Annotated in this window: 18 protein-coding genes and 1 riboswitch; of the genes, 9 read left to right on the top strand and 9 right to left on the bottom strand. The window is 64.7% G+C overall.

Features of this window, described 5'->3' with window-relative positions:
- Positions 1-223: 223 nt before the first annotated feature.
- On the top strand, positions 224-763 hold the full coding sequence (locus tag KOL99_RS18575; RefSeq protein ID WP_216511966.1) for a hypothetical protein: 540 nt from the start codon (positions 224-226) through the stop codon (positions 761-763).
- An 86-nt stretch (positions 764-849) separates the two neighbouring features.
- On the opposite strand, the gene KOL99_RS18570 is transcribed toward KOL99_RS18575, so the two are convergent.
- Positions 850-1269, bottom strand: coding sequence for a hypothetical protein (locus KOL99_RS18570; RefSeq protein ID WP_216511965.1), 420 nt, complete (start codon positions 1267-1269; stop codon positions 850-852).
- A 164-nt stretch (positions 1270-1433) separates the two neighbouring features.
- Here KOL99_RS18570 and KOL99_RS18565 point away from each other — a divergent pair, with 164 nt between their 5' ends.
- From KOL99_RS18565 to KOL99_RS18555, 3 genes are all read left to right on the top strand, one after another.
- A complete protein-coding gene (locus tag KOL99_RS18565; protein WP_216511964.1) occupies positions 1434-1742 on the top strand; it encodes an MGMT family protein in 309 nt (102 codons plus the stop codon).
- A 230-nt stretch (positions 1743-1972) separates the two neighbouring features.
- Positions 1973-3094 (top strand): sensor histidine kinase, encoded by a 1122-nt coding sequence (locus KOL99_RS21940; protein WP_216511963.1) that lies wholly within the window; start codon positions 1973-1975, stop codon positions 3092-3094.
- Positions 3095-3248: 154 nt separating this feature from the next.
- Positions 3249-3803, top strand: a complete 555-nt coding sequence (locus tag KOL99_RS18555; protein ID WP_216511962.1) for an NADPH-dependent FMN reductase — start codon at positions 3249-3251, stop codon at positions 3801-3803.
- A 77-nt stretch (positions 3804-3880) separates the two neighbouring features.
- Here the strand turns inward: KOL99_RS18555 and KOL99_RS18550 are convergent, their stop codons facing one another.
- Positions 3881-4630, bottom strand: a complete 750-nt coding sequence (locus KOL99_RS18550; protein WP_216511961.1) for a C40 family peptidase — start codon at positions 4628-4630, stop codon at positions 3881-3883.
- Between the two features lie 244 nt (positions 4631-4874).
- Entirely contained in the window at positions 4875-5081 is a 207-nt protein-coding gene (locus tag KOL99_RS18545) for a hypothetical protein (protein ID WP_216511960.1), read from the bottom strand.
- A gap of 357 nt (positions 5082-5438) precedes the next feature.
- Positions 5439-5515, top strand: a riboswitch (cyclic di-GMP riboswitch).
- A 61-nt stretch (positions 5516-5576) separates the two neighbouring features.
- On the opposite strand from KOL99_RS18545, the gene KOL99_RS18540 reads away from it, so the two are divergent.
- Positions 5577-7772: a coiled-coil domain-containing protein gene (locus tag KOL99_RS18540; RefSeq protein WP_216511959.1), complete on the top strand. Its 2196-nt coding sequence runs from the start codon at positions 5577-5579 to the stop codon at positions 7770-7772.
- A 7-nt stretch (positions 7773-7779) separates the two neighbouring features.
- On the opposite strand, the gene KOL99_RS18535 is transcribed toward KOL99_RS18540, so the two are convergent.
- The gene (locus KOL99_RS18535; protein WP_236026432.1) at positions 7780-8064 is read right to left on the bottom strand and encodes a GSU3473 family protein; all 285 of its coding nucleotides are present in this window, start codon (positions 8062-8064) and stop codon (positions 7780-7782) included.
- A gap of 376 nt (positions 8065-8440) precedes the next feature.
- On the opposite strand from KOL99_RS18535, the gene KOL99_RS18530 reads away from it, so the two are divergent.
- The 4 genes from KOL99_RS18530 to KOL99_RS18515 all read left to right on the top strand — a co-directional run bounded on the left by KOL99_RS18530 (position 8441) and on the right by KOL99_RS18515 (position 13855).
- Positions 8441-11182: an OmcA/MtrC family decaheme c-type cytochrome gene (locus KOL99_RS18530; RefSeq protein ID WP_216511958.1), complete on the top strand. Its 2742-nt coding sequence runs from the start codon at positions 8441-8443 to the stop codon at positions 11180-11182.
- Positions 11183-11283: 101 nt separating this feature from the next.
- On the top strand, positions 11284-12585 hold the full coding sequence (locus KOL99_RS18525; protein ID WP_216511957.1) for a porin family protein: 1302 nt from the start codon (positions 11284-11286) through the stop codon (positions 12583-12585).
- Positions 12585-13019: a cytochrome C gene (locus KOL99_RS18520; protein WP_216511956.1), complete on the top strand. Its 435-nt coding sequence runs from the start codon at positions 12585-12587 to the stop codon at positions 13017-13019. Before KOL99_RS18525 ends, KOL99_RS18520 begins: the two co-directional genes overlap by 1 nt.
- Positions 13007-13855 carry a cytochrome C gene (locus KOL99_RS18515; protein WP_216511955.1) on the top strand — a complete coding sequence of 283 codons (849 nt, stop codon included), beginning with the start codon at positions 13007-13009 and terminating at the stop codon, positions 13853-13855. The genes KOL99_RS18520 and KOL99_RS18515 overlap by 13 nt, the downstream gene beginning before the upstream one ends.
- Positions 13856-13937: 82 nt before the next feature.
- Here the strand turns inward: KOL99_RS18515 and KOL99_RS18510 are convergent, their stop codons facing one another.
- The 5 genes from KOL99_RS18510 to KOL99_RS21935 form a co-directional block, all read right to left on the bottom strand.
- A complete protein-coding gene (locus tag KOL99_RS18510) occupies positions 13938-15551 on the bottom strand; it encodes a glycerol-3-phosphate dehydrogenase/oxidase (protein ID WP_216511954.1) in 1614 nt (537 codons plus the stop codon).
- A gap of 180 nt (positions 15552-15731) precedes the next feature.
- Positions 15732-17210 (bottom strand): glycerol kinase GlpK, encoded by a 1479-nt coding sequence (glpK, locus tag KOL99_RS18505; protein ID WP_216511953.1) that lies wholly within the window; start codon positions 17208-17210, stop codon positions 15732-15734.
- Positions 17211-17254: 44 nt separating this feature from the next.
- Positions 17255-17845 (bottom strand): hypothetical protein, encoded by a 591-nt coding sequence (locus KOL99_RS18500; protein WP_236026431.1) that lies wholly within the window; start codon positions 17843-17845, stop codon positions 17255-17257.
- A 180-nt stretch (positions 17846-18025) separates the two neighbouring features.
- Positions 18026-21157, bottom strand: a complete 3132-nt coding sequence (locus KOL99_RS18495; RefSeq protein WP_216511951.1) for an OmcA/MtrC family decaheme c-type cytochrome — start codon at positions 21155-21157, stop codon at positions 18026-18028.
- Positions 21158-21258: 101 nt separating this feature from the next.
- Entirely contained in the window at positions 21259-22770 is a 1512-nt protein-coding gene (locus KOL99_RS21935) for a fibronectin type III domain-containing protein (protein ID WP_216511950.1), read from the bottom strand.
- Between the last annotated feature and the right edge of the window lie 8 nt (positions 22771-22778).

The raw sequence follows: 22778 nt of genomic DNA, 5'->3' as shown, positions 1-22778 counted from the left end.
AAATCTCCTTACAGAAGTGAATAGACTTGGTCACAGCCCAACGGCTTGAAGTTGACCGGCCGGAAGTTGGACCCGGTCCCTTTGGGGTTCAATCCCCTCCTCCGCGTCAAGGTGCCACCGCCGTTAGGCACTGTAAATTAATGATAGCTCCTGTTCAAGATAATTTTTCCCACCTATTCAGTCGGACCTCTCACCGCACCCGGTGACCCGCACGGTGCGTCCGATGAATCATACGGTGCGTCCGATGAATCATACGGTGCGTCCGATGAATCATACGGTGCGCCCGATGAATCATACGGTGCACCCGATGAATCATACGGTGCGTCCGATGAATCATACGGTGGGCCCGATGAATCATGCGGTGGGCCCGATGAATCATACGGTGGGCCCGATGAATCATACGGTGCGTCCGATGAATCAAACGGTGCGCCCGATGAATCAAACGGTGCGTCCGATGAATCAAACGATGCGTCCGATGAATCATACGATGCGTCCGATGAATCATACGGTGCGTCCGATGAATCATACGGTGCGTCCGATGAATCATACGGTGCGTCCGATGAATCATACGGTGCGTCCGATGAATCATACGGTGCGTCCGATGAATCAAACGGTGCGTCCGATGAATCAAACGGTGCGTCCGATGAATCATACGGTGCGTCCGATGAATCAAACGGTGCATTTTTTTGGGGGGGGGACTAGAGGTGGGCAGCGGGAATGTGCAGGCTCAAAGCACCCGCTTTTAAGGCTAGAAGGGCTATAGGACAATAAAGTTAGGGGGCACCTCACGGCACCCCCCTTCTTTTGCATCTGCGTACTGCGTTTATTTGTGGCGGAATTTGGAGGAAATCAAACAGGAATACTGTTGCCGTCTCCCTGCTCGTCGTGCGCTGCAACAGCTTTCTTGACCCTGGGGCGCCCCCTTCTTTCTTTCGCAAGATCGAATCCCGAGACGATAAGGATCTCAGGGGTGCGCACCGCTGCCATTTCCAGAAGAGAGACGATCTCATCCAGGTACTCGACGAGCAGTGCCTGGAGAGCCTCGCGCTCCGCGATAACTACTTTGCTCCCCAGCATCGACTCGTGGTAAATTCCGTCATATTTGTCCGAGCCCCCGAAATACTCCTCACGCAGCTTTGGGTGTGCCGCCCAGAACGACTCCGGAATTCTCGATGTATCCGAAAGAGACATCCTGAATCTTCGGTTTAAGAAATGAAACCTCGTTGGTCCTACGCTACGGTAGTTTCTCAAGATCCGGTGATATGCCACCTGATACCTCCTTCCTTCGCGTCTGCGAAGGGTCGGCGTTAATTAGTTTAATCCAATCTTCCGCCACGCTGAAATATACAATGGCGCAAAAAGCGACGCAAGCCAAAGGAGCAAAAAAAATGAGCCGTCCTCGGAAGGGGGAACAAGATAATCGCTCGCTGACGATGACGTTATCCACTTATCGAAACATCTACGCCGTAGTATCCCGGATCCCCCTGGGACAGGTGGCGACGTACGGACAAATCGCGTCACTGGCCGGCCTGCCGGGACATGCGCGCCAGGTCGGCTACGCCTTGAGCGCCCTCAACGATGCTGCCATCCCCTGGCACCGCGTCATCAACGCCAAGGGGGAGATCAGCCCGCGTTCCGGCGGCGGCCACGACGAACTGCAGCGGTTGCGCCTGGAGGCAGAGGGGGTCCTTTTCGACGCGCGCGGCCGCATCGCGCTCCAACGTTACCGGTGGCGCCCGTAACCGAACCTGCGTGAACAAGGAACCCGCGGCCGCAGTCGCCTTTGTCCCGGCAACGGTCACGGACTGAGCCCTACGCTCTCGGGTGAAATCTTCCTGCAAGAACAAATTGACATAAGGAACCAAAAAAGATTAGATTAGCCCCATTGTTTCATGTATCAGCACCCACACCCCCATCCTTCGCTTTGGCATAGACAGCTTGTTCTGATCGGGTATTTCCCTTGGAGGCTGCTGTGGACACCTATTTCGCTCCCGCCGAACGCGCTACCAACGAGAGAATAAATGAAGAGATCGCGATGGTCACCACCAGCCCGGTCATCCAGGAACTGCTGCACAGCATCGGCGGGCTGATAGCGGTACTGGACGAACACCGCCAGGTTGTCGGACTTAACGATTCCTTTCTGAAAACCCTGGGCATCGAGGATCCCTCGGCGGTGCTGGGGCTTCGCCTGGGCGAGGTGCTGGGATGCGTTCACAGCGGTGACGAACCCGGCGGCTGCGGGACCACGCGGTTTTGCAGCACCTGCGGCGCGGTGATCGCCATGGTCGCGGCGCTCGACGGCGAGGGGCCGGTGGAAGAGCTCTGTTCGCTGAGCACCTACAAGGGTGACACGGCGGCCGACTACGCGATTATGGTCCGCGCAAACGTCCTCAAACTGGATGGGCAAAACTTCATCCTGCTCTTCCTGCACGACGTCACACTGGAACACCTGCGCGCCGCGCTGGAGAGAACCTTCTTCCATGACATGGGGAACATGTTCACCGGACTGCTCGGCGCGAGCCAGTTTCTGGTCAGGGAAGATCACTCCGAGCTCGCGGCCATGATCTATCGCGCCGCACAGAGGCTGCACAAGGAGCTGGAGATCCAGAGATGCCTCTTCAAAAACGACTTCCTGGAGTACCGCCCGTCGCGCGACGACACCACCGCGGGCGAACTGCTGGCAGAACTGAAAGGGATCTTCTCCAAACACGACGCCGCCACAGAGAAGTCGATGCTGCTCCCCGACTCGCTCCCCCTACTCACCGTGAAGACCGACAAGTCCCTCGCCTTGCGGGTGATGTCGAACATGGTCCTCAACGCCCTGGAGGCGACGGAGGAGCACGGCGAGGTGAAAGTGTGGTTCGAGCAGGAGCATGACGCCCTGCGCTTCTGCGTCTGGAACGAAAAGCCGATCCCGGACGAGGTGCAATGCCGGATCTTCCAACGCAGCTTCAGCACCAAGGAGGGCTCCGGCCGCGGCGTGGGAACCTTCTCGATGCAACTGATCGGTGAGAAGATCCTGGGAGGAAAGGTGAGCTTCTCCTCTTCCGCACAGCAGGGGACGCTGTTCAAGTTCCGGATACCCTCCACCTGACCCACCCTAGCCCACCGCTCCAGCTTAAAACGCCTCCTGTTCCTGTCAGCAGTCAAAGCTCATCCTGATCGCACAACCTCCCGCGATGGCAAAGCCCCTGGCTCGTGCTATAGTCATAGCTGTGATTATTTCGCTATCAAGGGAGGATAAGGTAATGAGTCAGTATCAGATAGCCGTTATCGTAGGGAGCCTGAGGCGCGACTCGATCAACCGCAAGCTCGCCAACGCGCTGATAAAGCTCGGCCCCGCCGATTTCTCTTTCAAGGTCCTCGAGATAGGTGACCTGCCGCTGTACAACCAGGATGACGATGACAACCAGGCGCAGTCCGTGGTGCGACTGAAAAGCGAGGTGAAGGCGGCAACGGGGCTCATCTTCGTGACACCCGAGTACAACCGTTCCATGCCCGGCGTGCTCAAGAACGCCCTGGACAACGCCTCGCGTCCCTACGGCACCAGCGCCTGGACCGGCAAACCGGCCGGCATCCTGGGGGCTTCCATCGGCCAGATCGGCACGGCGCTCGCCCAGCAGCACCTGCGCAACACCTTGGCCTACCTCGACGTTCCGACCATGGGGCAGCCCGAGGTGTTCATCCAGGTCAAGGAAGGCTTCTTCGACGCCGCCGGGGACATCACCAGCCCCGACACCGTCAAGTTCCTGCAAGCGTGGATGGAGCGCTACGTAGCGTGGGTGAAGCGCCACGCTGCCTGACCGCGGCGACCGCAAAGGAAAAAGCCCACCGGCTGAGGCCGGTGGGCTTTCTTTTTTACCGCCGCGGACAACCTCTCTCAGATAATCCGTTTCGCTCCCAGGTAGCGCGGCCGGTAGTAGTCGCTGTTCATGTCGGATATGGTCACCTCGCCTTTCCCGGAGGAGGCGTGGATCATCTTGCCGTCACCAAGATAGATGCCGACGTGGGATGGATAGGATGCGTAGGTCTGGAAGAAGACCAGGTCCCCCCTGCGCAGCTCGCTCGCCGGGACGTCGCTGCCGACGTTGATCTGCTCCCGGGCCGTTCGCGGCAGGTCGATCTGGTTGGCGTGAAAGACCTGCTGCACGAAGCTCGAGCAGTCGATCCCGTCCGCCCCCTCGCCGCCGAACCGGTATGGGGTGCCGAGATAGCGCGCCGCGGTCTCGCTGATGTGCTCGATCTCCACCTCGGTAGCGCCGGTCATCGGGGGAAGCGGGGCGGGGACCGGCTCGCCCGCCACCTCCGCCGTCTCGAGGGCGGCGCTCCCGCGATAGTCGCCGGGGAGGCCGAGTCCGAAACCGAGGGGTCCGGGTACCGACTGCGATGCCTGGCCGGAGGCGGCATCGGACCGGGAGTCCGAAACAGCCAGGGCCAGGGTGCTTCGCATCATCTGGATCCGGAGCATCTCGGCGGCGACCTGCGGGGAGACGGTCTCCCTGCCGGCCGCACCCGTCGCCGACTGCAGCAGGGACTCGAATCCGGAAGGGGTGGCAGGCGCCTTCTTTGCCAGGGACCCGTCGCGTGGCGAGTTGATGGGGAATGTTGACTGCAAAGGATTTATGGTCATGTTGAGCTCGTCTCGCCGCTCCCCCGGCACATCGGGGCACCGCGGTGGGCGCGTTTTTGACACGCGGAGTCATCGCTCCGTCACCGCGCCGGATCCGGAGCACCGGGGAGCCCCGGCGTTGCTGTCTTTTCTGCGCGAAAAGGTACTAACGTGCCGAAGCTTGCAATTTGGCAGCCAAGATGGAGTGGGAAAGGCTCGATGAAAGATGGGTGCTGGGGCTTGGCTGGTGACGGGGTGTGCGGGGTCAGTCGCCGAAGGCTTCGCTGTCGTAGATCTCGGCAGATTCCCGGGAGGTCTTTACCACCGTGCCGCGATAAAGGATGTATTGTCTTTGACAAGCGCAGGAATAGGACAACCTCACGCTCCAGTGCGCCTGCACGTAACCCGGGTACTCGTTACGCAGGCCGCACTCACAGGTGAACCCGTTCTTGTCGTGCTCTATATTCGCCATGAAGTCCCCCTGCCCTGCCACAACAAAATAATGAAGATTCCAATTCCAAATTCAGTGCGCAGGTTTTTCTTCGTCATATCAGTCATTTTAACATGAACATCCGGCCGTCGGCCCCATTAAAAAGGGGGCCGACTTTTCTGTATACGATTCTATGCAGCTTCACATGAAAGTCAACTTCGCGGGGGGGATCGACCGCAAAAAGTCGATTCGCCCCGCGGGGAGGAGGGTCGCCGGGGGGTGCCAACCACAGCGGGAACCGGCAAATGCCAGTTGCTTTCTTGCCCGGCAATAGGGTAATGTATTCAACGCCATAGACATAGCGCTCGGTCCCCCCAGCGCCCCCACATACAGATCGATACACGATAATACTAAACCACCCGCGAGGGTGGGGCGGAAAGCCCATTGGGTCTCACGAAGACAGCCGGGTTGCCGAAATATCATATTAGGCAGCCCGGTTTTTTGTTCGGTAACCGAAATACGGATACTGGAGGTCTCATGCTGGCACTCGATAGCACCATTGGCTGTATCGAAGTATCCGAATCCGATGTCGTTGAAATATACCGTTCCGCCCCGATCACCCGCGCCGGCGACAAGCGCCCCGAGACCGTGGAGGCCTACGTCTGCGCGATCAGGAGGAAGACCCTGGTCAAGGTCTACCTCGGGCTGGTGGTGAACGACCAGCGGCTCTACTTCTACTCAAGCCCCGGCAAGGGGAAGAGCGACCAGGACTATGCCCACGAGGTGGAAAAAGCCCTGGACTACGCGAGGGCCATGGGGTTTGCGCCGGAACGGGTCGATCTCAGCTACAGCCCCGCGATGCGCGAAGTGGTGGTGCGCAACACCAAGGTCCTGCGTCTGGCCGGGACCAAGGGGACCGGCGCCCTCAAGCACGGCCTGGCCGGCGCCCCCGTCCTCCCCATCCTCCAGAAGAACGCCGTCGAGGCTCCCCCCCCCTCCGCCAGTCCCGCTCCCGTTGCCATCCCCGTTGCGCCGCCCGTTGTCGCCTCGACCGGCGCGGCCGCCAAAGTAGACAGCGACGGGGGAGAACTGCTCGGGGCGCTGGCCCAGTCGCAACACGAGCAGCGGAGCCTGGTCGCGGAACGGGACGCGCTGACCCAGCAACTGCGGCAGCTCTCGGCGCTGCACCAGGCCGCGACCGACGAGTTGGGCGCCGCGCGGCAGAGCAGGGAGGAACTGACCGGGGAGCGGGACGCGCTCCTTTGCTACCGGCGCCAGGCCGAAGAGTCCCTGGCATCGAAGGAGGCAAGGATCGCCGAGCTCGAGCTGCAGGCCGCGGAACTCCAGCAGCAGGCCGCCGACCTGCGCCGGGAGCTGGAGGTGCTGGCGAGTCGGCACGCGGAACAGTCCGGCGAGCGGGAAGCCCTGGTGGAAAACCTGGCCCAGGCCCGGCAGGACATCACCCGGCTCAGCGCGGAACGCGACTCGGCGCTGGCGGGCGCTGGAACGGTGACGCAGCGACACCTTGAAGCCACAGGCCAGCTCGAGGAGATCCGCAAGGAACTCGCGCAGGCTGCCGAGGCGGCCGTGCAGGCATCGCGACGCATCGAGGCCCTGGAGGAGTCGGGGAGGGTCACGGAAAAGGAACTGGCTTCCCTGCGGCGGGAAGTCGCGGCCGTCACCGCGGAACGCGATGCGGCGCTCAAACGGTTGGCCGTCCGGGACGGGGAGCGGGGAAGTGACGAGGCCGAACTGGAGCGGCTGCGCCAGGAGCTGGGGCGTGCCGCCGAGGAGAGGGATGCGGCCCTGGCGCGGCTTGCGGCCGCCGAAGAGCGGCGGGCACCGGAGACCGAGCGCGAGCCGGCGCGGTTGCAGCCGGAACTGGAGCGGCTCGAGGCGGAACGGGACGCCCTCCTGCGGCGAGTCGCGGCACTGGAGGAGGAACAAGCGGGACGGATGGAAAGCGTGCAACGCCAGCCGGAGTGGCAACGCGCGCAACAGGAAGAGAGTCCGGAGCCCGCGCCGGTAGCGGCTCCCTCCATGATGGCTTTCGAGCCCGCCGGCCCGGACGAGGAAGTCGCGCCGAGCCGGATCCTGCCGGGGCTTCAGGACGGCGCCTCGCAGCCGCTCCCGACATTCACCGAAGACACCCTCCCCCCCTTCGACGAGCTGCAGGCGCCGCCCGAGCCTTCGGCTCCCCTCCCGCCGGCTGACGCCCCCGAGGTCGCGACAACGGCGGAGACGCGAGGGTTCTCTTTCGGAGGGCAGGAAACCGCCTTCCTGCCCCTGGGTGACCTGCAGGACGGCTTCTTCTCCGCCGCCGGCGATGGCGAGCCGGTCCGCTTCCTGCTGGAAACCGGCCGTGACGCCATCGACTGCCCGTCGGCGGACGACGTGCTCGAACTGCACCACTCCATCAACAACGCCTACCTCTCACCGGAGGGAAGCGGTGGACAGGAAAGCTGCCAGGGATTCGTCTGCTGTCTGCGCAAGGGAGAAGGGAAAGAGGTGGTCGCCGCCATCTACGGCACGGCCAGCCATCGGACGAGGGTCTACCTCCCCGAAAGCCAGCCGGTGGACGAGGAGTCCTACGCCAGGACCGTGCGTGGTGCCATAAGTTTCGCCGAGGAGGTGGGACTGATGATGGAGCGGGTTCCGCTCGAGGCGACCGGCCAGAAACGGCAGGAGCGCCTCAAGCGGTGCCCGGCATTGAGGATACCCGAGCAGCGTTGACGCCGCGTCAGGCCTGCTTTCTCTTGAAGAGGAAGTCGCTCCACCTCTCCCCGGCCCTGGTGAGAGGCTGCTGCGACTTCCGGATCGGATCGCGCCCGATCTGCACCCACCCGGATGACCGCTGAAAGGCGACGATCTTGTTCTCCCGGATCAGGTAGTCGAGCATATAAGAAGGGACTTTCTTCTCGTCCCCGTTGTGAAAAATCACCGTGATACCCATGCCGTTCTCCGTTTCGATGTACTTCCCTGTCTGACCGAAAAAGTCGAATTCGACACCCACCTCCCTTTTCATAAACCATGCCAGCCCCTTAAGCATTCTAGCCCACAGGTCCCACCGATTCAAGACCTTATTGGCGCCACCCTACCACCCAGCGCTCCCCAGACCGCCCCCATCGCCCATAGAGCTTCGCTCTTCCGACATGCCACATCCCCCCGCGACCGTCCCCCAAAAAACGTCCCGCGCCCTTGCTATTTCATGAACAGCTGCTAAGTTTCTACATTGTGTTTGAAATCTCTAATAATAATCAGGAGGTGTTCACATGATTGTGACGGACTACGACAGCTCATAAATCCCGCCGGCACCAAGATCCCCCGTTGCACAAATCTGCTGTGGCTTTCTTTCCGGGTCCGAAGCAGCCTTCACGCGACACCAGAGACAAGGAGGATTTATGCAAGACAAGCTTTTGAAACGGTTTTCCGCTTTCTTGATTGCATCGACCGCGGCCACCGCTCTGTTGCTGGGCGGCTGCGAAGGGGACCGGGGTCCCCGGGGCGCGCAGGGGCCTGCCGGCACCGGCGTCTTCACGAACCTGAGTTCTTCCACTGCCGATCAGCAAGCCAACATCACCTTCGATCAGCAAAACAGCACCGTCAACAGCGTCACCATCCAGAGCCCCCCGGTGGTAACCTTCACGCTGAAGACCGCCAGCGGCCAGCCGGTGGAGGGGATCGGCAGGAGGAACGCCTCCGGTCAGCTCACCAACCTGGCGTTCTCCATCGCCAAGCTGATCCCGGCCAGCAACGGGACACCGTCGCACTGGGTCAACTACATCGTCACCACCGTCCCCACCGACGGCTCGGCGCCGCAGGCGACCAGGCCGACCAGGGACCGCGAGGGGACGCTGGTGTACTTAGGCGACGGCAAGTATCGCTACACCTTCGCCCGTGACATCAAGCTGATCCAGAGCCAGGTCAACGCCCTGACCTTCAGCGGCAACAACCGCAGAAACGATCTCGGCGACCTCACCTACGAGCCGACCCTCACCCATCGCCTGGTGATCGAGTACGGCGGCAACATCGCCAACACCTCGCCCCAGCTGATCTACAAGAACGCGATCAACATCGTCTACGACTTCATCCCCGCCACCGGCGCCAAGGTGACCTCGTCGACCACGGGCGCCGCCGAGCGCAACATCGTGCTCACGAAGTACTGCAACGAGTGCCACGGCAACCCGGGCGACCCCAACGACCTGAACCAGCAGGGGTGGGGCCTGGGCATCACCACCCCGCATGCCGGGCGTGTCGATACCCGCTACTGCGCGATCTGCCACACCAGCCAGCGCGCCTACGGCAGGGCCATTTCCAACCCGACCAACGGCGCCTTCACCGGCACCACCTACGTGACCGCCGACGCCGGCGTCACCGACCCCACCACGGGCGAAGCGCAGGTCCTGGGCGAGTTCGTCACCCTGATCCACAAGCTGCACATGGGGGGCAACCTGACCGAGACCGGCTACAACTACGCGGGGATCAACTTCAACGAGATCGGCTATCCGCAAAGCGCCGGCCTGTGCCGCAAGTGCCACCGCGCCGAGACGGACCAGCAGCGGGCGGTGACCCCGCAGGGCGACAACTGGCGCACCATGCCCAGCCGCAAGGCCTGCGGCAGCTGCCACGACAACATCCACTTCGCCACCGGCACCAACACCACCGGCGCGGCCCATCCGGTCTACACCAACGATGCGAGCTGCAACGCCTGCCACACGCCGACGGCGATCACGGAGTCGCACGCCCAGGCCCTGGTGAGCCCGCTCAACCCGGCCGCTCCCGCCGGGCTGACCAACTTCCAGTATGAGCTTGCCAGCGCCACCGTGGACGGCAGCAACAACCTGACCATCAAGTTCCGCATCCAGGGCAACGGCACGCCGGTCACCCTGGCCACCCCGGCTCCGGGACTCACCACCGCGCTCACCGGATTCACCGGCAGCCCGAGCTTCATCCTGGCCTACGCGATGCCGCAGCTTGACACCGGCGGCGCCGTCCCCGCCGACTACAACAACCTCGGCAAGGTGGCGGCTCAGCCCAGCACCATCAGCATCGCACAGCTCTTGAACACCAACAACGCGGCCATCGGCAACATCACCGGTCCCGACAGCAGCGGCTTCTACACCGCGACCATCAACTCCGCGTCCGCCTTCCCGGTCGGCGCCCAGATGAGGGCGGTCGCCATGCAGAGCTACTTCACCCAGACCGGCTTCGACGCCTCCATCGCCGGCCGCCACACCCGCGCAGTCATCGTCCCGGTCACCGGCGACGCGGTGCGCCGCACCGTGGTGGACCCGGACAAGTGCAAGAACTGCCACGAGTTCTTCGAGGCCCACGGCGGCCAGCGCGTCTACCAGACCCAGGTCTGCGTCACCTGCCACAATCCGAACCTGACCACCTCGGGCCGCACCATCGCTAACATCGCCACCTTCGCCTTCACCCCGATCCAGCTCGGCATCCTGACCACCTGGGACCCGAACTTCGCCACCAACAGGACCACCCTGGGTTACGCCCTCACGCTGCCCGAGTTCTCCAACAACTTCAAGGACCTGATCCACGGCATCCACGCCGGCGCGACCCGCACCAACCCGATCCGCGACGTGCGTAACGGCCCGGGCACCGGCATCACCCTGATCGAAGGCTCCGAGATCGCCTTCCCGAACATGCTGGGCAACTGCGACGCCTGCCACGTCACCCAGCAAAGCTACACTCCGGACGTCATCGAGGCGCTGCGCCCGAGAACGCTCCCGTCGACCCAGGTGACCAGGAGCGCCGCGTCGGTGGCCGCCCCGACCACCGCCACCCTCGCCGCCGCCCGTGCCACCGTGCCCAACCCCGAGGACCTGGTGGTGGCGCCGGTGACCGCCGCCTGCGTGGCCTGCCACGACACCCCGCTGGCCAAGGCCCACATGAACGCCAACGGTGCCCAGCTCGGCGCCGCCCTGGCCGGTCCTTCCTACACCAACATGGGCGTCGCCCGCTCGACCCTGCCGTCCGCCACGGAACAGTGCACCCTGTGCCACGGCCAGGGGCGCGTTGCCGACGTGATCACCATGCACGGGCAGAACCGCCCGGCGCTGGTCCCGTCCAGCCTCAACACCGGGAGCACCGCCGCGCGCATGGTGAAGATGCTCCTGAACTGGTGATGTTCAGCTTCTGATCCGCCGGGGGCGTTCGCGCCCCCGGTTTCATTTGCGACTGCATTTCCCCACGGTAACCAGATCCAACCAAGAAAGGAGGAAATGTCTTGAAAATCAAAACAAAATCAAGAACTCCAGCGCCCCCCGGCGCGCTCAAGGCGGTGGGAAGCTTGCTGTTGGCCTGCTCGCTGCTGCTCCTGGGGCACCAAAGCGCCGGGGCCACCGCGATAAACGGGGATTCCGAAACCATTTTGCGCATGAGGGAGGGGGTGTTCGACGACCACCTGTTCCCGCTCTACGAATACCTGAACCTCTCCGCCAGCGACGCCGCCGGCCCCGGGGCGATCTCGCTGGAGATCGGCGGCTGGGGGCGCGTCGACCTGGGCGACAGGAGCTTCGAGCACCGCACCGAGGGGGACATCCAGTACGGCTACCTGAGCTATCGCGCCAACCGCGGCAACTTCACGGCCAACGCGGGGCGGCAGTGGGTGGTGGAGGGGGTGGGGACCGAGAGGATCGACGGGCTCCACTTAAGAAGCGACCTGATCGGCGGCTTCACCGCGGCGGCGTACGTCGGCAACCCGGCGGTGACGCAACCGGACATCGACGGCGGCGACCTCATCTACGGCGGGCGGCTGGCCCACTCGATGCCGAAGTACTACTCCATCGGGGTGAGCGCGCTGAGGACCGAGGTGAACGGCGACGGTATCCGTGAGGAGGAGGGGGTGGACCTGTGGCTGCACCCCATCGCCCTGGTCGACATCACCGGCCGCTCCACCTACAACTCGCTCACCAAGGGATGGATGGAGCACGCCTACACGGCCAGCTTCACCCCCACCGAGACGCTCAGGCTCTCCGCGTCGCTGCAGAACGTCCATTACGAGGACTACTTCTACCAGGTCACCACCAACACGCTGAGCCTCGCTAACGGGTTCATCGCCCCCGGCGAGGAGATGTGGAACGTGGGGGGGAGCGTCGGCTACAACGCCACCAAGAACATCGGGCTTTCCGCCGAGTACAACCACTACGAGTACGACCTGGCCGGCGGCGCCGACTACTACGGGGTCACCGGCAATTTCAGCACCACGACCGGCCTCGCCGCCGGGCTCTCCTTCCACCGCATGGACGGCTCGACCGACCGGCTGCGCTACAACCAGTACCGCGCCTGGGCCACCCAGAAGTTCGGACCCGCCGACCTCACCCTGGACTTCTTCGACGTCGATTTCGACGGCAGCATCAACGGACGGGAGAACACCTTTTCCCTGGCGGCCGCCGCCGGGTATGATTTCAGCCGAAACCTCAGGGTCGCAGCCGATATCGACTACATCCGCAGCGCCGACTTCGACAACGAACTGCGCGGCCTGATCAGGCTCAGCTACGCCTTCGGCTTTGGAAAGGAGGGGAGATAGTGAAAAAGACAGCTTACGTGATGGTGGTGGGAATGATGCTCTCCTTCCTTTACGCCTGCGCCAACACCAACAGCGTCGCGAGGGTGCACCCGGAAGAGGTGAAGGGGCTTCCCAGGTGCGCGGAGTGCCACACCGACCAGTGGACCGCGCTCAGCCACCAGACCCAGGACTTCTACCTCAAGCACAAGATCTACGCGACGCAGCAGCGCGACGCCTGCAACACCTGCCACAAGGAGTCGTTCTGTGTCCGGTGCCACGCGCACAAGGAAGAAATCAAGCCCAGCGACAAGTACAAGGACAGGCCCGAACTGTCGCTGCCTCACCGGGGCGACTACCTCAGCCGGCACAGGGTTGAGGGAAGGATCAACCCCGCTTCCTGCCTGAAATGCCACGGGCGGCAAAACAATGAGAGGTGCAAAACATGTCACAGGTAACTAGACCAGCTCAAGCTCTTGCCATGCTTTGGTGCCTTTTGGTCCTGTCGCTTGTCGGCTGCGGGGATAACAACAACCACGCCAACTTCGATCCCGACAAGGGTGCCCATCCCGATGACTGGCTGCCGGCCCGGCACGCGGTGGCCGCCATCGGGCACCTCGAGGACTGCTCGCCCTGCCACGGCACCGATTTCAGCGGCGGCATCTCCAAGGTCGCCTGCACCAGCTGCCACCTGGGCAACCAGGTCGATATCCACCCGGTCGAGTGGGGCGGCCACGATTACGCCCGGCACGGCGAGTGGATCAGGGAGCGGGTGGTCGCCGGCGGGGTCGCTCCCGGCGCGCTCACCACGGGGGCCCTGGCCACCACCTTCCCGACCCAGGCCCGCGCCGCGACCGCCAGTTGCGCCACCAGCCTCTGCCACGGCACCGACTACCGCGGCGTGCGCAACTCCGGCCCCTCCTGCTTCGACGACCAACCGGGCTCCGTCGATTCGAGCTGCCACGCCGGCAACGCCTTCTCGGTCCACCCGCTGGACTGGTTCCCGGCACGGTTGACGGTCCGGGCCGGGATCGCCATGCCGACCATACTCCCCGCGCATGGCCCGTACGTGCAGACCTACGGCGCGGCCGAATGCATCGTCCCGGTCTGCCACGGCAACGGCTCACCGCCGACCATCAACGTCGGCGCCGGGAGCACCAGGATCACCGGCACCACCCCGACGACACCCAACTACCAGAGCTTCGGCTACCCCGGCTTCGTCAGCTTCACCACCGGCCGCAGCCAGGTCACGGTGACCAACACCGGACGCCTGTGCGCGGCCTGCCACACCTAGCAGGTCCCGAAGCCGGGAAAAGAGAAAGGGGGCCCCGGTCCGAAACCGGGAGCCCCCTTTTTTTTTGCCTCACCACAGCCGATCACACCTCGCACAGGGCGTCCGCGACCTCCTCGAGCTCGCGCGTCTGCCGCTCGGGATTCCACCCAAGCTCCGCCGTCATCAGCTCGACCACCACCGGCGCCGCCGCGCGCGCCCCCTTGCGGTCCAAAAGCCCCAGGGGGACGCGTCGTTCCAGGAAGTCGAGCGCACGCAGGGCCATCTCGTGGTGCACCGCGTAAAGGACCTCCCCCTTCAGGTAGGGATGCCCCGGGACCAGCCTCCCGCCGAGGGCGCCGCGGCAGTACCCGGCCACCTCCAGGGATCGGTCGCCGTAGCAGCGGTGCAGGTGCCTGGTGACGTCGGGGGGGAAGCCGTGCTTGCGCTCCAGTTCCTTCAAGAGCTCCTCGGTGAAGTTCTCCCCCCCCTGCAGCACGATGCGGTCGGTGCGGCAGGGGTGCCGGGGCGCGAGCCCCGCGTTGCTGACCGCGAAATCGACCGCGTCCAGGGCCATCTTGCGGTAGGTGGTCCACTTGCCGCCGACGATGGTGATGAGCCCGGTGGGGGAGCAGCTGACGACATGGTCGCGGGCGAGTTCCGCGGTGTCGGCGGTGAAGGGGTCGTGCACCAGCGGCCTCAAGCCGGCCCAGGAGGCGGTGATGTCGCCCGGCTTCGCGCCCAGGTTGAAGTAGCGCCGCAGGTGGCGCAGCAGGTAGTCGACGTCCTTCTCCCGGGCCACCGGGACTTCGCCCGCCTCGGCCGGCTCCTCGGTGGTCCCCACGAGGCAGGCGCCCTCCCAGGGGAGGATGAAGAGCACGCGGCCGTCGTCGGTCTTGGGGATCATGACGCCGGCGCCGGCGGGCGCGAAGCTCCCGGGGAGGATGATGTGGATGCCGCGGCTCACCCTGAGCAGGGACGCCGCGGTCGGGTCGTCCAGGCGGCGCACGATGTCGGCGGAGGAGCCGCAGGCGTTGACCACGCAGCGGGCGCGGACCTGCCAGGAGGCCCCCACCAGCGGGTCCCGCACCAGGGCGCCGGCCACCCTCCCCTTCTCCCGCATCAGCGCCACCACTTCCACGTAGTTGCCGATCACCGCCCCTTCCCTGGCGGCGGTCTGGGCCAGCGCCACGTTCATGCGCACGTCGTTGAACTGGCCGTCGTAGTACTGCACCCCCCCCTTCAACCCCTCCGCCCGGATCATGGGGAAGCGGCGCAGCATTTCGCCGCGGCCGACGAAGCGGCTGTGGCCAAGGCCCGCCTCACCGGCCAGGAGGTCGTAGAGCTTGAGCCCCGCCCAGACGTAGGGGACCTGGGCCAGGCCGTAGAGCGGGGTGACCAGGGTGAGCTGGTGGCAAAGGTGCGGGGCGATCTTCAAGAGGATGTTGCGCTCGCGCAGTCCGTCGCGCACCAGGTTGAACTGCACCCGGTCCCGGTGCAGCACCGCCGACTCGAGGTAGCGCACGCCGCCGTGGATCAGCTTGGTGCTCTTGCTGCTGGTGCCGCAGCCGAAGTCGCCGCGCTCCACGAGCGCCACCGACAGACCGCGGCTGGCGGCGTCGACCGCGATGCCGCACCCGGTCGCGCCCCCACCGATCACCAGCATGTCGAAGGTGCACCCGCTTTTCAGTATTTCCAGATTCGCGTTCCGGTCCGTCACTACTGCCTCCACAAGCAAAAATCGGTTTTTTAACGCAAAGGCGCAGAGGCGCAAAGGTAAAACTTCTTGGGCTGCGGCTGCCTCTACGGGGTTTGGCTTGCGGTACCGGTTTTCTCTGCGACTTTGCGTCTTTGCGTTACATACGCTTTGTCTTTAACGCCTTTGCTTCCAGCACCTTTCTTACTTAGCCCAACCAAGCGAGAGTTGCACGCATTTTTTCCAGCCGCGGTGCATTTCCTCGCGGCGCTCCCGGCTCAGGCGCGGGGCGAAGCGCCGGTCCAGCGCCCACAGGCTCCCGATCCGCGCCGTGTCGAGCACCCCGGCGCCGATCCCCGCCAGGAAGGCGGCTCCCAGGGAGGTGCTCTCCGTGCACCGGGGACGGAGCACCGGAGCGCCCAGCAGGTCGGCCTGGATCTCGAGGAGGAGGTCGTTGCGCGTCGCACCGCCGTCCACCCGCAGCTCGCTCAGGAGGACGCCGCCAGCCCCTTCCATGGCGCGGACCGCGTCGACGGTCTGGTAGGCGATGGCCTCGAGGGCGGCGCGCGCCAGGTGGGGCCGGCCGCTGCCGCGGGTGAGACCGGCGATCACCCCCCTGGCATAGGGGTCCCAGTACGGGGTCCCCAGCCCGGAGAGCGCCGGGACGAAGTAGACCCCGCCGGTGTCGGCCACGCTACGGGCGAGCGCCTCGACCTCGCCGGGCCCCTCGATCATCCCCAGCCCCTCCTCCAGCCACTGGACGGCGGCACCGGCGATGAAGATCGATCCCTCCAGCGCGTAGCGCACCGTCTCCCCGGGAAGTTGCCAGGCGATGGTGGAGAGCACCCCTTCGCCGCTCCCCGGGCGGGTGCCGCAGTTCATGACCACGAAGGCACCGGTGCCGAAGGTCGCCTTGGCCATCCCCGGCGCGAAGCACCCCTGCCCGAACAGGGCGGCCTGCTGGTCCCCCGCCACCCCGGTGATGGGGATCTCGGCGCCGACCACGGCGGCAGAGGTGTGACCAAAGTGGGCGGCGCTGCCGCGCACCTGCGGCAGCATGGCGCGCGGGACCCGGAAAAGCCGCAGGAGCTCGTCGTCCCACTCGAGGGTCTCGATGTTGAAGAGCATGGTGCGGCTCGCGTTGGAGAGGTCGGTGACGTGGCTCTTGCCGCCGGTCAACCGGAAGATGAGCCAGGAATCGACGGTACCGAAGCAGACCTCGCCGCGCTCGCAGCGCGCCCTGAGCCCCGGCACGGCATCCAAAAGCCAGGTGAGCTTGCTGGCCGAGAAGTAGGGGTCGAGCAAAAGGCCGGTGCGCTGCCGCACCATGGGCTCCACCCCCTCCCGCTTCAAGCTTTCCGTGAACTCCGCGGTACGCCGGTCCTGCCAGACGATGGCCCGGTGCAGCGGCTTGCCCGTGGCGCGCTCCCAGATCACCGTGGTCTCGCGCTGGTTGGTGATGCCGATGCCGGCCACGCTCCCCGCTTCGGATCCGGAGAGCGCCTTGCGCACGCAGTCGAGCTGCCCGAGCCAGATCTCCTCGGCGTCGTGTTCCACCCAGCCGGGCTGGGGGTAGTGCTGGGTGAGCGGCTGGGAAAAGGTGGCGACAGCCTCGCCATCGCCGCCGTAGAGGGTGGCCCTGCTGCTGGTAGTGCCCTGGTCGATGGATAGGAGCTGGCTCACGTATCCTCCTTTAAAGGGGACAGGCACCTGGCGGAGCCAGTCCCCTATTTGAACCTGAAGATGAACCGGGTGCCGACCCGCTCTTCCTGGTGCTGTCCCGTGGAGGACCACCCCCCGGCCGGGTCCTGGTCGTAGTAGAGCATGAGGTCGGTGCGCGGCGTGAGGTGCACCCCCACCTCGCCGGTCCAGCGCGGCGCACGCCCGAGGGTGAAGTCGTAACCGGGGCGGTAGCCGGTTTCGAGCCGGCCTCCCAGTTCCTGGCCTCCGGCGAGCCCCTTGGTGGCCACGGTCACGATGGAAAACTTGGCGGCGGCAGAGAGGTAGAGGCTCTCGGACAGCGACAGGCGCCAACCGGCCTGGGCATGCAGCCGATGGGTGGACTGCTCGATGCCGCCGTGCAGCTCCTGGCCGGTACCGCGGTACCCCACCCCCAGCTCGGGCTCCAGCGTCAACTGGTAGCTCGGGCTGTAACGGAGACCTGCGTTGGTGAGGAAGTGATCGGGGTCGAAGAACTTGGCGGTCGCCGCCGGTTCGGCAGGGGCGAGGGTGGCCATGGGGTCGGAGAGGGTCGGCGCGCCCAGCCCCGCCGCGTACAGCTCCACAACCTGGATCAGGAGTAATGAGAGGGTAGCCAACAGGACTTTCATGGGGAACAGTGTAGCAAAAATCCGATTCACCCGCTTGCTATTATTAATTAACAAGGCCCGGACCAGCAAAGGGAAAGGGCCCCGGAAACGTTCCCGGGGCCCTTTCTTCGCCTCTTTGGCCGAGGCGCTTGCTGTGCCTGCGCCTGGGCGCAGGGTTAATGGTCTACGCTAGTCGTCGCCGACGACCGAGAACCGGTGCACGTTCCAGATGGCGTTCGGACCGGTGGTGCCGTGGCAGGTGATGCATGCCTCACCGGCGGGGTTGACCGCGCTGCGGTTCACGTCGACCTGGCCGCCCATGGTGGCGAAGTGGGCCAGGGCGTTGGGCCTGCTGTGGCAGGCGCGGCAGGTGGCGGTGAACGGCGAGTTCACCTTGTCCTGCAGGTTGGGCACGGACTTGCGGTCCGCGTCGACCTGGGTGACGTTGTTGCCGACGCCTACCGCGGTCTGCAGGGTGAGCGCCACGCCGGTCGTGGTCTGCCAGGTGCTCGGCTGTACCTTGTCACCGATGCGGGTGTAGGTCGCCTTGGAGGCGTCGACCGCGCCGCTGCTGGTCAGGGTGTCTTTGTGGCAGGCCCTGCAGTCCTTCAGGACGCCCGGGAAGGTGACTTCCTCGAAGTTGAAGTCGAAGTCGCCGCTGGTCCCCCTGTCGCGCACGAAGGCGAGCGGGATGCCGACCACGAGCGAGTTGTTGCCGGCGTGGATGCCGTGGACCATGTCCTTGAAGTTGTTGGAAGCTTCGGGGTACTGGGTCGGGTCGCTCCCGAGGGTCGCCACCAGTTCGGTCATGGCGTCCTTGGCTTCCTGGCTGATGGTGCCGGTGAAGGCGGCGTTGGTCAGGAAGTTGGTGACCGCGCCGAGCGAGGTGCCCACCGGGTTGGCGACGATGAACTGGATCAGCGACTGCTGAGCGCCGCGGCCGGAGGTGGAGAGGTTCGGCACGTGGCACAGGGTGCAGATTGCCTCGCCCACGGTATCCTTGCCGATCACGCGGTTGCCGCCGTGCCCTTCGAACCACTCGTGGCAGTTGGCGCACTTGGCCGGGTCGATGACGACGCGGCGGGCGGTGTCGCCGGTGACGGTCTTCACCGAGGAGAGGGCGTGACGCGCGGTGGCCGTGGCGATGCCGCCGGTGCCGGCTGACTGGGTGAAGTAACCCTGCAGGCCCACGGCCCTCATGGTGGCGCCGACCGGGAAGGCGGAAGCGGAGTTGACCACCGCGGTGTAGTAGCCGCTGCTGTCCGGGGTCCCCAGGGTGCCGGTGGTCCCGCCGACGAGGCTCGCGATGGAGACCGACTTCGGCTGGGCCGCCTTCACGCCCAGGTTGTTGTAGTCGCCCGAGTAGAGCGAGGCGGGCTGGTTCGGGGTGTCCTTGAAGTAGGCGAGCAGGAAGCTCGGGCCGCCGGTGTAGCCGACCAGCGGGTTGGTGGAGGTGCCGTCGAAGACCACGTTGGTCTTGGCCGCGGTGAGCGAGCCGGTGTTCTTCTGGATCCTGAACTTGATGCTCAGGTTGTTGGTGCCCGAGTCGACCGTGGCGCTGGCCACCTCATAGAAGAAGTTGGTGAGGCCGGCCGGGGTGTTCGGGTTGTTCGGGGTCGCGATCTCGGTCTGGTGCAAGAGGTCGGCGTCTGCATGGCAGCCTACGCAGTTGGCGTCGCTTGCCTGTGCGCCTGCGGCATGACCGGCGCCGGTGGCGAAGTTCACGCCGTCATGGCAGGCGCCACAGGCCTTGCGGCTCGGCTTGGTTTTCCAGTTGTTGGCCTGGGGTGCGAGCGCGAGTTGGTCGGCGTTGTCCCCCTTGTGGCACTGACGGCAGTTGCGCACGTCCTTGGGCAGGATGACCTCGTTGAAGAGTACGCCCGCATAGTTGTAGTTGGTCTTGGTGAGCTTGTTGCCCATGTGGATCTTGTGGATCATGGTCACGAACTCGCCGGAGACCTCGCCGTCGGCGATGTAGGTCGAAGCCGAGGTGATGGCGCCGTTGGCGTCCCTGGTGATGGCCGGGAAGGCGCCGGAGGTGGAGGCGACGTTGGTCCGGCCGATCGCCCTCTGCGAGGTGTGGCACATGAGGCAGTACCTGGCGTCGCCGCGGCCGCCGTGCGGGGTGGTGACGCCGATCTTGCCGTGGCACTCGTTGCAGGCCGCGGTGGTGATCATGTCTTTGACCACGGTCGGGGCGACGTCAGGGGTCGCCGGGACGAAGGTGGAGACGAAGTACTTCTCGTTGTAGAAGTTGCTCAGGGTGCTGCCGTCGTTCAGTTGGGCAATGGACGGGGTGGAGCGGACCCCGACCATGAGGCGATGGGTCAGGTTGGCGTCGTAGGTGACCATGCCGCCGGTGCCGGCCTTGATGTCCTTGCCGAAGATGACGGTGTAGGAGCCGTCGCCGTTGTCGATGACGGTGTAGCCACTATCGGTGGTGGGGCGGCTGGTAGCCGTCACCATGTAGGAGAGCCACTGGTCGGGGCTGCCGCTGGTGCCGGGCTGCAGCTGGGCGATGACCAGGTTGAAGGCCTTGAGCCCCCTGATACCCTTGCCGGTGTCCTTGTTGATGACGGTGAAGCTGACGATCGGCTTGTTCCCCGGGATGGAGACCGAGCTGATGGAGCCGTCCAGGGTCGTGTTGTTCAGGTCCTCTGAGCCGAGCACGTTGGCATCCTGTGCCGGGAGCAGTGCCGCGGAGCTCAACTTGCCGGAAAGGGCAAGGCCATTGCTGCTGTAGGCAAGCTGCTGTCCACCGTTGTTGACCCACAGTGTCGCCGCATCGGTGTAGGTCTTGCTGACCGAGGCGAGGGTCTGGTTGGCGTCGCCAAGGACGCCGGTGAGGCCGAGAAGCTGCGACAACAGGACGGTCCTGTTGGTGCTGTCCTGGCTGATCACGATGCTGATCGGGTTGGAACCGGTGATAGCGCCGGCCGCAGGAGGATTGCTGAGGTCGATGGGGACCACGGTGCGGTAGGTGCCCTGGGCCACGACCGCCTTGAACACGAGGATGGTCTTGGTCGCCGGCAGGGTGAAAGTCAGGTTGCTGAAGCTTCCGTCCGTACCGATGGCTGCGGTCCCGAGTTGGGCACCGTCCAGCGCATTGTAGACAAAGACGTTGTTCACGGCACCGGCCGAGGTCGAGGAGAGGAAGACAGCCTTGGCTGCGGCCTTGGCGATGTCGACCTTACCGCTCACCGTCACCTCCGTCCCCTTCTCGGTGCGCTTGGTGCTGGATCCTCCTCCGCTGCAGCCCGCCATAGGCAACAGCACACATACTAAGAGTGCTACAAGGTACCTTAGGTTTCTGCCGATCATAGTTTCCTCCTGTTGTTGGTGTCCTGCATCGTTCCTCATCGTGGCCATCTTGAACTGTAGGCGAAGTCCTCCTTTAGATCGTGATGCTGCGTCGTTTATGGCTAGGGGGTTACCTGTCCACTGACCGTGACGCCCAGGGACGGACGGTTCGGAGTGACCGGGAGGGCGGCACTTGCCGCCGAGCGGTTCCCGGCGGCGTCGAAGGCCTTGACCGTGTAGGAGTAGGTGATGGCCGAGGTGACCGAGGCGTCGGTGAAGCTCCTGGAGGCGGTGGTGCCGACCTTAACGCCGTCACGGAACACGTCGTAGCCAGTGACGCCCACGTTGTCGGTGGAGGCGTTCCATGAAAGCGCGACCGAGCTGGTGGTGCCAGTGATAGCGGTGGTGACCGCCGCCAGGCCGGTCGGTGCAGTCGGAGGCGACAGGTCCAACTGCGCCAGCAGGTCGCCGGAGAGCTGCCCGGTCACGGTGACGCTGAGCGAGGCCTGGTTCGGCTTCACGGAAAGCGGTGCGCTGGCGGACGAGAAGTTCCCTGCCGCATCGAAGGCGACCACCGTGTAGATGTAGGTGACGTTGGAGGTGACCGGCGAATCGATGAAGGTGGTAGTGGTCGTGGTTCCGATCTTGGCGCCGTCGCGATACACGTCGTAGCCGGCCACGGCGTTGTTGTCGCTGGCCGCGGTCCAGGTCAGGACGACGGTGCTGGTGGTGGAGTCGATGGCAGCGGTGGTTGCCGACAGCCCGGTTACCGCCGACGGGGCCGTGATATCGGCGAAGTTCGGCTCCAGCGGCGGGTTGGTGACCTGGGCGGTCATGCTGACCACTGCCGCGGCGATTGCTCCCGGGTTGTCGACGGCGACCTGGGCAGCCGCGGTGGTGAAGACGTCGACGAAGGTCTGATAAGCGGGGAGGGCCGGGTTGACGTCGGCGATGGCCTGGTTGATCACGGTCATGACGGCCGTGGTATCGGTGACCGTACCGCCGGCCTTGGAATCGACAATCATCTGGTCGATAACCATCAGGGCGGCCTGGTAGGCCGTACTCTGGGCCGGCGGCGCCAGGATGTCGGCGACGTTGAACAGGTCTCCCACCTGGGCGTTCGCCGCCACAACCGCGCTCTGCAGAACCTGTGTAGTGATGGTGGTGACGGTGGCCTTCTGCTCCAGGATCAGGGAGAGCTTCTGGAAGGCGGCCTCGGTAAGGGGACTCACCGTTACCGGGACGTCCGGGTTGAAGTTGTCCACTACCGCGCTGAAGGAATCGGCCGCCGTGAAGGGGACCGGCCCGTTGGTGCTCTCGCTCAGGTAGGTGGCGCCGGCTCGGCCGGTAACGGTGACCACCACCGGCCCGGTGACCGAGGCGGGGATCTTGACCGCGTAGTTGCCGTCCGCGCCGGTTGTCCCGGAGCCGAGCAGGGCCCCGCGACTGCCGTTCAGTTGCAGCCGGTACACCGACACCAGGGCGCCCATGATGGGGCCCTTCACGGCGATGCCGGAGATTATCCTCGTGCCGCCACCGCCACCGCCGCCACCGCCGCCGCAACCGATAAAAATCAGCGGTAGGCAGAGGAGCAGTAGGACCGCCACAACCTGTTTTTTCCAGGGAATGCACATATTATTTT

Source organism: Geomonas azotofigens (assembly GCF_018919395.1).
GTDB classification, from domain to species: Bacteria; Desulfobacterota; Desulfuromonadia; order Geobacterales; family Geobacteraceae; genus Geomonas; species Geomonas azotofigens.
The sequence above is the reverse complement of the archived record's forward strand: the minus strand, read 5'-3'. Positions and strand labels throughout refer to the sequence as shown.

Coding starts and splice junctions, on each gene's coding strand:
- KOL99_RS21935 (WP_216511950.1), bottom strand. CDS start 22,770: ATGTGCATTCCCTGGAAAAAACAGGTTGTGGCGGTCCTACTGCTCCTC.
- KOL99_RS18495 (WP_216511951.1), bottom strand. CDS start 21,157: ATGATCGGCAGAAACCTAAGGTACCTTGTAGCACTCTTAGTATGTGTG.
- KOL99_RS18565 (WP_216511964.1), top strand. CDS start 1,434: ATGACGTTATCCACTTATCGAAACATCTACGCCGTAGTATCCCGGATC.
- KOL99_RS18535 (WP_236026432.1), bottom strand. CDS start 8,064: ATGAAAAGGGAGGTGGGTGTCGAATTCGACTTTTTCGGTCAGACAGGG.
- KOL99_RS18555 (WP_216511962.1), top strand. CDS start 3,249: ATGAGTCAGTATCAGATAGCCGTTATCGTAGGGAGCCTGAGGCGCGAC.
- KOL99_RS18545 (WP_216511960.1), bottom strand. CDS start 5,081: ATGGCGAATATAGAGCACGACAAGAACGGGTTCACCTGTGAGTGCGGC.
- KOL99_RS18540 (WP_216511959.1), top strand. CDS start 5,577: ATGCTGGCACTCGATAGCACCATTGGCTGTATCGAAGTATCCGAATCC.
- KOL99_RS18575 (WP_216511966.1), top strand. CDS start 224: ATGAATCATACGGTGCGTCCGATGAATCATACGGTGCGTCCGATGAAT.
- KOL99_RS18550 (WP_216511961.1), bottom strand. CDS start 4,630: ATGACCATAAATCCTTTGCAGTCAACATTCCCCATCAACTCGCCACGC.
- KOL99_RS18515 (WP_216511955.1), top strand. CDS start 13,007: ATGTCACAGGTAACTAGACCAGCTCAAGCTCTTGCCATGCTTTGGTGC.
- KOL99_RS18530 (WP_216511958.1), top strand. CDS start 8,441: ATGCAAGACAAGCTTTTGAAACGGTTTTCCGCTTTCTTGATTGCATCG.